The organism is Sphingopyxis sp. (assembly GCF_050725655.1).
Classification (GTDB): Bacteria; Pseudomonadota; Alphaproteobacteria; order Sphingomonadales; family Sphingomonadaceae; genus Sphingopyxis.
In genome coordinates, this window is sequence record NZ_JBOHHT010000008.1 from 1 (window position 1) to 13,104 (window position 13,104).

The window sequence follows — 13,104 nt, forward strand, 5'->3', positions numbered from 1 at the left end:
CGGTCGCGATGATGAACAGCGCGCCCGCCGCACCCGTGGTGACGAGCACATCGTCGGCAGTCAGGCCCGCGCCATCGCGCGCGATCAGCGCCCGCAGCGATGTGCTGCCGCGATGCTCGGTATAGAGCAGCGTGAGGTCAGGCACGGTCAGCCCGAGATCGGACAGCTTGCGGTCTGAAATCGAACTTTCGGCCAGATTGTTGCGGATATTTCCGTACCCGAATTCTTCGGGGGATTCGACCTCGATCGGAAGTCTTGCGTAACGCATGGCGGCTCACCTCAGCATATGGAGCCTGGATCATGCTGTACCGGGCCGCATCGTGCCACCCCTCCTTCGGGGGATGCCGCTTAACGGTCGCTCAGCTCAGGCCGTGGCTTCGCGCCCGCGCATCTTGGTCGGCGCCATGCCAAAGCGGCGCGCGAAGGCGCGCGTGAAGCTCGCGTTGCTCATATAGCCGCAATTATAGCCGATGCTCGATACCGGGAGATCGCTTTGCGCGAGCAGCTGGCGCGCGCGCTGCAGCCGCCGCTCGCTTACCGCTTCGGCGACGCTGCATTGATACAGTTCGCGAAAGCCCCGCGTCAGCTTGGCTTTGCTGAGGCCGCAGCGGCGCGCTACGCTGCCAACGGTCAGCTTTTCCTGCCACTTCTCGTTGACCAGCTGGTGTGCGGCCGCGACGCGGGTGATGTCGAGCTCGCTCAGCGACGTGCTGCCCCCCACTTCGACCATGCGGTCGGCGGCGAGTTCGGCAAAAAGCTGGCAGAGCAGCTCCTGGCTGCGCGCGCTGCGCAACATGTCGTCGACTTCGCTGTCGCCTTCGACCGCGACCACCGCGCGGCCGAGGCCGCGAAGACTGGCGGGGAGATACCAGCGTCCATCCGCCTTGGGGCGGCCGCCGAACAGGCGGTCGCACGCGGCGCGGCTGATCGCGAGCACAACCAGATGGTCGTCGGCGGGACCCGCGACATCGCCGGGGAGGAGCATCGAGACGGCGGGCTCCCCAATATCGCCAAAACCGAAAATGAGGGCGTCGGGCGGCAGGAACGCGGCGTCACAGGGGCCGCGGCCGACGAAGCTCGTAAACTCCGGAGAAATGCGAATGGATAGCTTGTTTGTCATCCTGTCATCCCAGCGAATCGGGGCATCAGTGGCGGCGCCATGCCGTATGTGCAATCATCTTGGTCCTATCCGATACGCAAATTTTCTTTGCCGATTGTTCCGACAGATTGTGCCATCCGGCTTGATCGATGCGATAAATGCGCAAATATATGCTAGATGAGAAAATCGATTGAAAGGACACAGATGCCGGCAACGCGCCAGCCCATTCCGACCAGCAGCGATCGGCGGACCGCCATCGACGGCAATCCTGGCATATTTCTGCGGGAACTGCGGACCGAAAAGGGGTGGACGCTTGCCGAGGTGAGCGAACGCACGCGCATTCCGGTTTCAACTTTGTCAAAGATTGAAACCGGCAAGATGTCGCTCAGTTACGAAAAGCTGCTGCGGCTGAGCCAGGGGCTCGAAATCGATATCACGCAATTGTTCGCGGCGGCGACGTCGATCCCGGCCGCCATGCATACGGCGACGGGCCGGCGCAGCATCACCCCTGCCGGCGACGGGCCTTCGATCCAGACGGCGACCTATAATTATACCTATCCCTCGGCCGATCTGCTCAACAAGACGCTGAATCCGATGATCATCGACATCAAGGTGCGATCGATCGACGATTTCGGCGAGCTGATGCGCCATTCGGGCGAAGAATATGTCCTCGTTCTGGAGGGCGAGTGCGAATTTCACACCGACATGTACGCGCCCTCGCGCCTGAAAACGGGCGATTCAGCCTATTTCGACGCGTCGATGGGGCACGGATATGTCGCGGTGGGCGACGGGCCGTGCCGCATCCTGTCGGTCTGTTCGGCGAACGATGCCGACCTGAAGTCTGCGCTTCATCCCGTCGAGACGGAATAAGCGCGCAGCGCCGAGGGGCAAACGCTCCGGGCAGATGGGCCTTGATGGCCGTTTCGGAAACTCCGCCGTTTTGAAATGACGCGGGCGTCGTGTCGCCGCGGCCGCGTCGTCGCGTCCCCCATTGACAAATTTCCCTTCGGGATGCCTATATCCAGAATTGAAAATATTTCAAAAAGTGAAACTTCGGTGACGCGACCGTGAGGTCGGCCAAGTCGGAAGGGGAGAATGAATGCGGTTCATAGGTTCATGCGCGGTGCTGGCTGCGGCGGCGCTGGTCGGCTTGATGGCGCCGCCCATGACGGGGGCGGCGGCGCAAACGGCGGCCAAGCCGGTGACCGAGGCGCGTGGCGACGGCGGCCTGCTTCCCGCTCCCGATATGGTGAAGAGCGACGTCGACGCGTGGCTCGACGGATATATGCCCTATGCGCTGAGGCGCGGCGATGCCGCGGGCGCCGTGGTCGTCGTCGTCAAGGACGGCAAGGTACTGACGCAGCGCGGCTTCGGTTACGCGGACGTCGGCACACGCCGGCCGGTCGACCCCGAAACCACGCTGTTTCGCCAGGCGTCGATCTCCAAACTGATCACCTGGACCGCCGTGATGCAACAGGTCGAAGCGGGAAAGATTGACCTCGATCGCGACGTGAACGCCTATCTCGATTTCAAGATACCCGCGTTCAACCGCCAGCCCGTCACGATGCGCAACCTGATGACGCACACCGCGGGCTTCGAGGAGGTGCAGCGCGGACTCAACAGCTATGACCCCGCCCCTTCGCTCGAGGTGGTCATCAAGCGTCAGGTCCCGCACCGTATTTTCGCGCCGGGCACGACGCCCGCCTATTCGAACTATGGCCCCTCGCTCGCCGCCTATATCGTCCAGCGTGTTTCGGGCGTTCCGTATAATGACTATGTCGAACGGCACATCTTCGCACCGGCGGGCATGGCGCGGACGAGTTTCCGCCAGCCTTTGCCCGCGACCTTGCGGCCGCTGATGGCCAGCGGTTATCTTCTCGGGTCGGGCAAGCGGGGCAAGTTCGAAATGAACAGCCTGGCGCCGGCGGGCGGGTTGACGGCTTCGGGCGCCGATATGGGGCGCTTCATGATCGCCCATCTCGATCACGGCGGCGCCTTGCTGAAGCCCGCGACCGCGGCGCAGATGCACCAGACGATCCTGCGACTGGTCCCGCCGCTCAACGGCATGGCACTCGGTTTCTACGAACAGAATATCAACGGCCGCAAAGCGCTCTCGCACGCGGGCGACAGCCTCAACTTCCACAGCCAGCTCTGGATATTTCCCGCAGAAAAGGTCGGCATCTATATGTCGATGAACGCCGCGGGGACGCAGAATGTATCGGGGCCGATCCGCGCCTATTTGTTCGATGCCTTTGCCGATCGCTATTTCCCGTTCGAGCAGCGCGACGGCCGCGTCGATGCAGCAACCGCGCACGAGCATGCGCGCATGATGGTGGGCACATACAACAAGACCCGGCGGCTGGAGACGAGCTTTCTGAAGGCGATGGAACTGGTCGGACAGGTCAAGGTCACGCTCGACCGCGACGGCGGACTCCGGCTGAGTCTGGCTTCGGGCCTCGGCGGACAGACTCGCAAATGGGTGGAAATCGAACCGTTCGTCTGGCGCGAGGAGGACGGCAGGATGCGCCTCGCCGCCAAGGTCGAAAACGGGCAGGTCGTCCGGTTCAGCCTCGATTCGGCGTCGCCCTATCTCGCGTTCGAACCGGTGCCCTGGTATCTGTCGACCGCATGGATCACGCCGGCGCTGCTGGCCAGCCTTGGCGCCTTGTTCCTCACGGCGATTGCGTGGCCCGTCTCGGCACTCGCCCGCCGCCGTTATGGGGTGAAGGCCGACCTCCCGCCCGCCGCGCTGAAAAGCTACCGGCTGACGCGCGGCTTTGCGGCGCTCGCCGTTGCGGTCATGGCCGGATGGCTGTTGTTCGCCACCAAGCTTCTGGCCGATTTTTCGTCACTGAGCGGCGAACTCGACTGGGCGCTCGTCACGCTCCAGATCGCAACCCCGGTCATTTTCCTTGGCCTGCTAGCCAGCGCGATCTGGAATATCCGGCATGTCTGGACGTCCACGCGCGGCCGGTTTGCGAAATTCTGGAGCCTCGTGCTGCTGATGAGCGCGGTCGTCATCCTGTGGATCGGTGTCGGTTTCCACTTGATCGGCTTTGGAACGCGTTTCTGATCGGGGCCGGCGGGCAGCACGCCGGGTACGCGCCGGCTCACAGCAAAGAAACTTCTCTAATTGTATTGCAATTATCAAAATTTGAAAATAATGTCTCAAACAGGTCAACAGGAGCAGATGCAGGATCGGCGCCGCGACGGCGCCCGATTCTGCCTCGCTTCGGATTTTTGGTGAAAGACGTGAACATTCAAACTTCCCTCGATAACGCCGCCGGCGCATTGCAATTGCCACAGCCTTATCTGCTATTCCTCGGGGACACGACGGTGCGCGGCTATGCGAAGACCGCCTTCGGCCTTCGCGACTGGGCGCCCGAGAAGTGTGTCGGTGAATATGCCTTGCCGGGCGCGACGGTCAGTGCGGGGCTGGAGCAGCTCGCGCCCGCAGAGGCGAAGGCACGGGGTGCGCGTTCGCTGCTCATCGGCGTCGCGAACAGCGGCGGCGTGATTCCCGAGAGCTGGATGCCCGCGCTTTTCGAGGCACTCGATGCGGGGCTCGATATCGTCAGCGGTATGCACATGCGGCTGGCCGATATGCCCGAACTCGCCGCGCGGGCGCAGCGCCTCGGTCGTCAGCTGATCGACGTGCGCCATCCGCCCAGCGGCCTGCCGGTCGGCACGGGGCGCAAGCGGAGCGGCAAGCGGCTGCTCACGGTCGGAACCGACTGCGCGCTGGGCAAGAAATATACGGCGCTGGCCCTGGCGCGCGCTTTTGCCGAGCGCGGCGTCGACGCCGATTTTCGCGCGACGGGACAGACCGGCATCATGATTGCCGGCGGCGGCGTGCCGATGGACGCGGTGGTCTCCGATTTCGAGGCCGGTGCGGCAGAAACGGTGAGCCCCGACGCGGCAGACGATCACTGGGATGTGGTTGAAGGGCAGGGGTCGCTGTTTCACCCCGCCTATGCCGCGGTATCGCTGGGCCTGCTCCACGGAAGCCAGCCCGACGTGATCGTCGTGTGTCACGAGCCCGGCCGTGAAGAGATACTGGGTTCCCCCGGCTATCGCTTGCCGAGCATCGAGGAAACGATCGATCTCAACCTGCGGCTCGGCGCGCGGACCAATTCGGCAATCCGCTGCGCCGGCCTGTCGTACAACACGTCGCATCTCGGCGAGGAAGAGGCGATCGCGCTGATGGCGGCCGAAAGCGAACGGCTCGGCCTCCCGGTCGCCGATCCGATCCGCGGCGGCGAAGCCTTCGCGCGTCTGGTGGATAGCTGCCTCGCATGAGCGCAGCGGCCACCCCGGCAGCCGCGGCGGGATCCTCGTGGTTCCAGCGTTTCCTGCTGCCGGGCTTCGCCTTCAAGGCCGTCGTGATCGGCGGCGGCTACGCCACCGGACGCGAGCTTGCGGAATTTTTCCTGCCGAGCGGGCCGTGGGGCGGATTGGCCGCCATGCTGCTGGCGATGCTGCTGTGGAGCATCATCTGCGCCACGACCTTCGCATTCGCGCGGGCGATCGGCGCATTCGATTATCGCAGCTTTTTCGAAGGGCTTCTGGGCCGCGCCTGGATCTTGTTCGAGATCGGCTACGTTCTTCTGGTGACGCTGGTGCTCGCGGTGTTCGGCGCCGCGGCGGGCGAGATCGGCGCGTCGATCTTCGGCTGGCCGCCGCTAGCGGGGACAGCGTTCCTGGCGGCATCGATCGCGCTGTTCGTGACCTTCGGCAACGCTTCGGTCGAGGGCCTGTTCAAATATGTCTCCTTCCTGCTCTACGGCGTCTACGCGCTGTTCATGGTGCTCGCACTCGGCAGTTTCGGCGACGAGATTGCGGCGCGCTTTGCCATTCCGGCGCCGTCGGACGGCTGGATCCTCGGCGGGCTGACCTATACCGGTTACAATGTCATCGGCGCGGTGGTGATCCTGCCGGTGATCCGCCACCTGACCAGCCAGCGTGACGCCGTCGTTTCGGGGCTGATCGCGGGGCCGCTCGCGATGGCGCCCGCCATCCTCTTTTTCGTTGCGATGATCGCTTTCTATCCGGGCATCATGGGTGAGACGCTGCCGTCCGATTTCATACTGCGGCAACTCGAACTGCCGCTGTTTCACCTGCTGTTCCAGTTCATGATCTTTGCGGCATTGCTCGAAAGCGGGGCGGGGTCGGTCCATGCGATTAACGAGCGCGTCGATGCGGCGCGCCGGGCGCGCGGCGGTGCGCCGCTCGGCAAGCGGGCGCGGGCCGGCATCGCTGGGGCGCTGCTGGTCGGCTGCATGTTCCTCGCTGATCGCTTCGGCCTCGTGACGCTGATCGCCAGCGGCTACCGCGCGCTCTCGTGGGTGTTCCTCGCGGTCTATGTCGCGCCGCTGCTGACCATCGGTCTGTTTCGCTTGCTGCGCGGCGGTGCGGCCGTCGAGGACCAAGAGCTTCAGCCCGCCATTCAGGGGAATTTGAATTGACGAAAGTGACCGGTTGGGCGCGATTCCGGCGCTGGACGAAGCGCATATTGCTAGGGCTGCTGGCCCTGTTGGTCCTGCTGCTCGTCGCGGGGTCGATCTATGAGGCGCTGGGCCGCAAGAATGCCGCGGCGAACTATCCGGCGCCCGGAAAGCTGGTCGATGTCGGCGGGCGCAAGATGCACATCGATTGCCGCGGCACCGGATCGCCGACGGTGATACTCGAATCGGGGCTCGGCACCGGCGGAACGCTCGACTGGACGCTCGTCCACGACGAGATCGCGGGCTTTACCCGTACCTGCGCCTATGACCGCGCGGGCATCATGTGGAGCGACCCCAAGGATACACCGCAGGATGCCGCCGCGGTCACCGAGGATCTACACGCACTGCTGAAGGGTGCCGGGATCAATGACCCGCTGGTGCTCGTCGGCCATTCGATCGGCGGCCCCTACACGCGGACCTTTACGGGGAAATATGGCGATCAGGTCGCCGGACTCGTGATGGTCGATCCGTCGCAGCCCGACCAGGTTACGCGGATCGGGAAAGCGACGGGCCTCGATGTTCACCCGAAGCGCGCGTCGACACTGATGCATACGGCAAAGGCGCTGGCGCGGACGGGGCTCGTCCGCTTCGTGATCGCGCGCGGCGACAAACCGAAGCTGCGGACCGCTGCCGAAACCAAAAGGCTTGGCGATGCACTGGCCATATCGGGAGCCTATACCAGCACGTCGATCAGGGGCTCGACGTCCGAACTCGATGGCTATGATCGCACCCAGGTCCAGGCGCGTGCGGTTCAGACCTTTGGCAACCGGCCACTGATCGTGCTGACCGCGATGGCGCCGTTCAAACCCGAGCAATTGAAAGGGCTGGGGATGAAGGCGGAGCAAGGCGCGCGTTTCAAGCAGGAATGGAAGGCGCTCCATACCGAGCAGGCCGCATTTTCGACCCGCGGGCGGCAGCAGCTCGTGCCCGACGCGACCCACTATATCCAGGTCGATCGCCCCGAAGTGGTGATCGCCGCGGTTCGCGAGGTTGTCGATGCCGTGCGCGCCGATGCGCAGGCCGCCGCCAAGAAATGAAAGCAAAAACCGTCGGTCCCCCCGGCTGACGACAGGGAGATATATGATGAAGCGTAAGATCCTCTTTGGTGCGATGTCGATGCTGCCGATGCTGCTCGTCGCCAACACCCCGGCGCCCGAATATGACATCGTGATCCGCGGCGGCCGCATCCTCGACGGCGCCGGCAGCCCGTGGGTCAGCGCCGATGTCGCGGTCAAGGACGGCCGGGTCGTGCGCATCGGCCGGGTCGCAGGGCGCGGCGCCAGGGAAATCGACGCGAAGGGTCGCTATGTCTCGCCGGGCTTCATCGACATGATGGACCAGTCGGGCCGCGTGCTGCTGAAGAACGGCGCGGCCGAGAACAAGCTCTTGATGGGCGTGACAACCGTCATCGCCGGCGAAGGCGGCCCGCCGGCCGAGGCGGCCGAGATCCCGGCGCATTTCAAAACGCTCGAACAACAAGGTATCTCGGTCAACTACGGAACCTATTATTCGGCGACGCAGGCGCGCGTGAAGGTGATGGGCGACGGCGCCGGGCAGCCTACTCCAGCACAGCTCGAGGCGATGGGGCGCGAGGTCAAGATCGCGATGGAAAATGGCGCGTTCGGCATCACCAGCGCGCTCATCTATCCGCCGAGCAGCTTCCAGACCACGTCGGACCTCGTCACGCTCGCGAAGGTCGCGGCGCAGTGCGACGGTTTCTATGCCACCCACATGCGCGACGAGAGCGAAGGGCTGGTCAAGGCGATCGAGGAAGCGATCGAGATCGGCGAGAAGGGCGGGGTGAAGGTCGAGATATTCCACCTGAAGGCCGCTTATGCCCCCGGCTGGGGCAAGCTGATGCCACAGGCGGTGGCGACGATCAACGCGGCGCGCGCGCGCGGCGTCGATGTCGCGGCCGACCTCTACCCCTATACCGCGGGCGGCACCGGGCTCGAGATCATTGCACCTAGCTGGGTGTGGGCTGACGGCCTGCAGAAGGGGATCGAACGGCTGCGCGATCCCAAGGTGCGCGAACGGATGAAGAAGGAAGTCGCCGCGGGTTCGATGCCCGGCTGGTCGAACCTTGTCCACGCGTCGGGCGGCTTCGCCAATGTGCGGCTCGCCAATGGCTTCAGCGACAAATACCGGCCCTATCATGGCAAGAGCCTCGCCGAGATCGGCAAGGCGCTGAACCGCGATCCGGCGGATGTCGCGTGGGACATCTTGCTCGAAGGGCTGCCCAACCGCTCGGTCGCGCTCTATTTCATGATGAGCGAGCAGGACATCGAGACCGCGATCAAGCAGCCGTGGGTCAGCATCGGCAGCGACGCCGCGGCATCCGAAAAGGCGGGTGAGATGGACGCGCTCGGCCTCCCGCATCCGCGCGCCTATGGCACCTTCCCGCGCATCATCGCCGAATATGTGAAGCGCCGTCCGGTGCTGTCGCTCGAAGACGCGGTGCGCAAGATGACCGGCTGGCCGGCGCAGCGCATGGGGCTGACCGATCGCGGGCTGATCCGCGACGGGATGCGCGCCGATATCGTCGTGTTCGACCTCGACAAGATCGCCGATCTCGCGACCTGGGAAAAGCCCATGGCGTCGCCGACGGGGATCGAAACGGTGATCGTCAACGGCGTCGTCACGATCGCCGGCGGCAAGCATACCGGCGCCAAGGCGGGTGCGGTGCTGCGTCACAGCTGCGGCGTCTGAGGATATGGTCCGGAAAATTTCGAGCCTTTGCCTCACCGGTCTTGCTCTCGTGGCGGCAGCGCCGACCCTTGCCGCCGCCCCGGCGATTTCGAAGCCTGAAGACCTCGGAACCGCTGTGTCGGCGCAGATCGCGTGCGCCAGCATCTTCGTTGCGGAGCGCGCGGAGGCCGATGTGCTTCGCGACGACATCCATGCGTTCGCGCCGTTCATGACGGCGGTGACGCTGGCGGTCGACCGCAAGGCGCGGACCGTTACCGCATCGGCGCCGGGCGCCGCGACGCGCACCGCGCTGTACCGCCCGGTCGCCGGTTGCACGCTGCTGACCGGCGATGTTTCGACGGCCGCGCTCGACGCGCAGGCGGCGCGGCTCAAGCCGACGCGCGGGAAGGCCGCGAAGCCATGGCCGGTTGGCGACGCCCCGGTGCGCAAGCTGGCGGCGGCCGCCGAGGCAAAACTCGACCGGGCTGCGCTCGACAAAGCGGTCAGCGCCGCCTTCGACGAACAGAATAAGGGCGGCTATCCCGACACGCGCGCGATCCTCGTCGTGCAGGGCGGGGCGATTGTCGCCGAACGCTATGCGCCGGGGTTCGACCGGGGCACCGAGATGCTCGGCTGGTCGGCGTCGAAAAGCATCATGGGAACACTGGTCGGCCTGTTGGTCGATGACGGCGTGCTGGGGCTCGACGAACCCGCGCCGGTTCCCGAGTGGCAAGGCGAAGGCGACCCGCGCGCCAAGATCACGCTGCGCCAGTTGCTGACGATGTCGAGCGGCCTGACCTTCAGCGAAAGCTATGTCCCCGGCAATGACTCGATCAAGATGCTGTTCGAGGCAGGTGACATGGGCGCGATGGCGGCGGCACTGCCGCTGAAGGACGCGGCCGGAACGAACTGGAGCTATTCGTCGGGGACGACCAACATCCTCTCGCGCATCGTGTTTCAGGCGACCGGCGGGACGCTGGAGGGCATGACGCGCTTTGCGCAAAAGCGGCTGTTCGAGCCCACGGGCATGACCAGCGCGCTGATCGAACCCGATGAAGCGGGGGTGCAGGTCGGCAGTTCCTATGCCTATGCCACCGCGCGCGACTGGGCGCGCTATGGGCTGCTTCATCTCAACAAGGGCAGGGCAGGAGGCAAGCAATTGCTCTCGCGCGAATGGCTCGATTTCGCGGTGACGCCGACCAAAGCCGCGCCGCGTCCCGTCTATGGCGCGCAGCTCTGGCTGAACCACGCCGAAGCCGAAGGCGAACACCGAAAGCTCTACCCCGGCCTGCCCGCCGATACCGTCATGGCGCGCGGGCATAGTTTCCAGATTGTCGCGGCGATCCCGTCACAGGATGCGGTGATCGTCCGCCTTGGCTGGACGCCCGAGGGGCACGCTTTCGACTGGAACAAATATCTCTCGCAGATCGCGGCCGCGCTCGCGCCCGCTACCCTTGCGCCCTGAACCGACCGAAGGACAAATTCCCATGACGACCAATGCCCGCCTTTCGCTCGACCTCGCGATTGAATCGCTCCCGCTCGCCAAGCCGTTCCGTATCTCGGGGCATGTCTTCACCGATACCCCGGTCGTCCTCGCCACGCTTTCGGACGGCGAACATAGCGGGCGCGGCGAGGCGTCGGGGGTCTATTATCTCGGCGACGATGTGCCCGCGATGGTGGCCGCCATCGAGGGCGTGCGCGGCGCGGTCGAGTCCGGGATGACGCGCGAGCAACTCCAGGAACTGCTGCCCGCAGGCGGCGCGCGCAACGCGCTCGATTGCGCGCTCTGGGAACTGGAAACCCGCCGCAGCGGCCTGCCCGTCTGGGAGCTCGCCGGATTGCCCGAACCGCGCCCGCTCCGCACCACCTTCACGCTCGGCGCCGACGATCCCGATGTGATGGCTGAGGGCGCACGCGGTTACGCTCAGGCGCGCGCTCTCAAGCTCAAGCTTACCGGCGACCTCGACATCGATATCGCGCGGGTGCAGGCGGTGCGCGCGGCGCGGCCCGAGTGCTGGATCGGCGTCGATGCCAATCAGGGTTTCGCGATCGACGATCTCGACGCGCTGGTGACGGCGCTGGTCGCCGCCGATGTCAAACTGCTCGAACAGCCGCTCGCGCGCGGGCGCGAAGCCGACCTCACCGGCTATCGATGCCCGATCCCGATTGCCGCCGACGAAAGCGCACTGACGCTCGGCGATGTCGAGGGGTTGGTCGGCCGGTTCGACGTCGTCAACATCAAGCTCGATAAATGCGGCGGGCTGACCGAGGGGCTGGCGATTGCAAAACGCGCCCGCGAACTCGGCCTCGGCGTGATGGTCGGCAATATGGTCGGCTCCAGCCTCGCGATGGCACCGGCATTCATCGTCGGACAGCTCTGCGACATCGTCGATCTCGACGGCCCGATCTTCCTCGCGGACGATCGCACGCCCTCGATCGAATATGTGGGCGGCGATGCTTGGTGCGGCGAGGCGATCTGGGGCCGCGACGTCGGCTGAATGGATAATGGGACAGGGAGAGACAGGGTGAAAAAGACGATACTCGCAAGCCTGGCGCTGGTCGCGCTGATCCAGCCGGCCGCGGCGCAAGAACCGGCTGCGACCTATATCCATGCTGGCCGCCTGCTGGCCGATCCGGCGAGCGGCCGCGTCGAAACGAACAAGACGATCGTCGTCGAAGGCGGCAAGATCGCCGCCATTCGCGACGGTTTCGTCGGCGAGGGCAAGATTGTCGACCTCCGCGACCAGTTCGTGATGCCGGGTTTCATCGACAGCCACGTCCACTTGACCTTTGAATCGAGCCCGACGAGCCGCCTCGACGCGGTGACCAAATCGACCGTCGATCAGGCATTCGACGGCGTCGTCTTTGCCAAGCGCACGGTGCGCGCCGGGTTCACGACCGTGGTCGACCTCGGCTCCGACCCCCAAGCGATCAACGCGCTGCGCGATGCCACCGCGACGGGCAAGGTTATCGGGCCACGGATCATCGCCGCAGGCGGCGTCGCCGCACACGGCGGGCATGGCGACGTCCACGGCTATCGTCAGGAAATCATCGACCTCTTCCGTTCGCCGACGCTGTGTTCGGGCGCCGACGACTGCGCGCGCGCCGTCCGGCTGGCGGTGCAGCAGGGCGCCGACGTCATCAAGACCGCCTCGACCGGCGGGGTGATGTCGAACACCGCGGCGGGGCTGGGGCAGCAGATGAGCGATGCCGAACTCGTCGCGATCGTCGACACCGCGCACCGGCTCGGGCGCAAGGTCGCGGCGCACGCGCACGGCACCGACGGGGTGAATGCCGCGCTCCGTGCGGGCGTCGATTCGGTCGAGCATGGCACCTATCTCGACGCCGAAACGATCCGGCTGTTCAAGGCGAAGGGCAGCTATCTGGTTCCCACCCTGCTCGCCGGCGACACCGTCGCGCGCCAGGCCGAAACGGCCGATTGGATGCCAGTCGCAGTTCGCGCCAAGGCCCGCACGGTCGGGCCGTTGATGGTCGACGCGCTGCGCCGCGCGCATCAGGGCGGCGTGCGTATCGCGTTCGGGACCGATAGCGCGGTGTCGAAGCATGGCGAGAACGCCCGCGAATTTGCGCTGATGGTGAAGGCGGGCCTCACGCCGCTGGAGACGATTAAGTCCGCGACCGTTTGGGCGGCAGCACATGCCGGTCTCGAAGCCGAAATCGGCACGCTCGCCGCGGGCAAGTCGGCCGACATTGTCGCGGTGAAGGGCGATCCGCTGACCGATGTGCACGGCCTCGAAACGATGGGTTTCGTCATGGCGCGCGGCGTCGTGGTCCGGGCGGCAGGGGAATGAA

At 65.4% G+C, this 13,104-nt stretch carries 11 protein-coding genes; 9 read left to right on the forward strand and 2 right to left on the reverse strand.

From position 1 onward, the window contains the following. A partial coding sequence (locus ACREBX_RS01010) for a hypothetical protein (protein ID WP_431559830.1) occupies positions 1-268 on the reverse strand: 268 nt, incomplete at its 3' end. Positions 269-364: 96 nt separating this feature from the next. Then, positions 365-1,120, reverse strand: coding sequence for a helix-turn-helix transcriptional regulator (locus ACREBX_RS01015; protein ID WP_431559891.1), 756 nt, complete (start codon positions 1,118-1,120; stop codon positions 365-367). A 183-nt stretch (positions 1,121-1,303) separates the two neighbouring features. Between ACREBX_RS01015 and ACREBX_RS01020 the strand changes: the two genes are divergently transcribed. The 9 genes from ACREBX_RS01020 to ACREBX_RS01060 all read left to right on the forward strand — a co-directional run bounded on the left by ACREBX_RS01020 (position 1,304) and on the right by ACREBX_RS01060 (position 13,103). Continuing rightward, the gene (locus ACREBX_RS01020) at positions 1,304-1,969 is read left to right on the forward strand and encodes a helix-turn-helix domain-containing protein (RefSeq protein ID WP_431559892.1); all 666 of its coding nucleotides are present in this window, start codon (positions 1,304-1,306) and stop codon (positions 1,967-1,969) included. A 229-nt stretch (positions 1,970-2,198) separates the two neighbouring features. After that, entirely contained in the window at positions 2,199-4,172 is a 1,974-nt protein-coding gene (locus tag ACREBX_RS01025; protein WP_431559893.1) for a serine hydrolase domain-containing protein, read from the forward strand. A gap of 179 nt (positions 4,173-4,351) precedes the next feature. Then, positions 4,352-5,398, forward strand: coding sequence for a DUF1611 domain-containing protein (locus ACREBX_RS01030; RefSeq protein ID WP_431559894.1), 1,047 nt, complete (start codon positions 4,352-4,354; stop codon positions 5,396-5,398). Continuing rightward, positions 5,395-6,564: a YkvI family membrane protein gene (locus ACREBX_RS01035; RefSeq protein ID WP_431559895.1), complete on the forward strand. Its 1,170-nt coding sequence runs from the start codon at positions 5,395-5,397 to the stop codon at positions 6,562-6,564. The genes ACREBX_RS01030 and ACREBX_RS01035 overlap by 4 nt, the downstream gene beginning before the upstream one ends. A 5-nt stretch (positions 6,565-6,569) precedes the next feature. Further along, the gene (locus tag ACREBX_RS01040) at positions 6,570-7,640 is read left to right on the forward strand and encodes an alpha/beta fold hydrolase (protein ID WP_431559914.1); all 1,071 of its coding nucleotides are present in this window, start codon (positions 6,570-6,572) and stop codon (positions 7,638-7,640) included. Between the two features lie 43 nt (positions 7,641-7,683). After that, positions 7,684-9,312, forward strand: a complete 1,629-nt coding sequence (locus ACREBX_RS01045; RefSeq protein ID WP_431559896.1) for an N-acyl-D-amino-acid deacylase family protein — start codon at positions 7,684-7,686, stop codon at positions 9,310-9,312. A gap of 4 nt (positions 9,313-9,316) precedes the next feature. Next, positions 9,317-10,756, forward strand: coding sequence for a serine hydrolase domain-containing protein (locus tag ACREBX_RS01050; RefSeq protein WP_431559897.1), 1,440 nt, complete (start codon positions 9,317-9,319; stop codon positions 10,754-10,756). A gap of 22 nt (positions 10,757-10,778) precedes the next feature. Then, entirely contained in the window at positions 10,779-11,789 is a 1,011-nt protein-coding gene (locus ACREBX_RS01055; RefSeq protein WP_431559898.1) for a dipeptide epimerase, read from the forward strand. Positions 11,790-11,816: 27 nt separating this feature from the next. Beyond that, positions 11,817-13,103: an amidohydrolase family protein gene (locus tag ACREBX_RS01060; protein ID WP_431559899.1), complete on the forward strand. Its 1,287-nt coding sequence runs from the start codon at positions 11,817-11,819 to the stop codon at positions 13,101-13,103. Position 13,104: the final 1 nt, after the last annotated feature.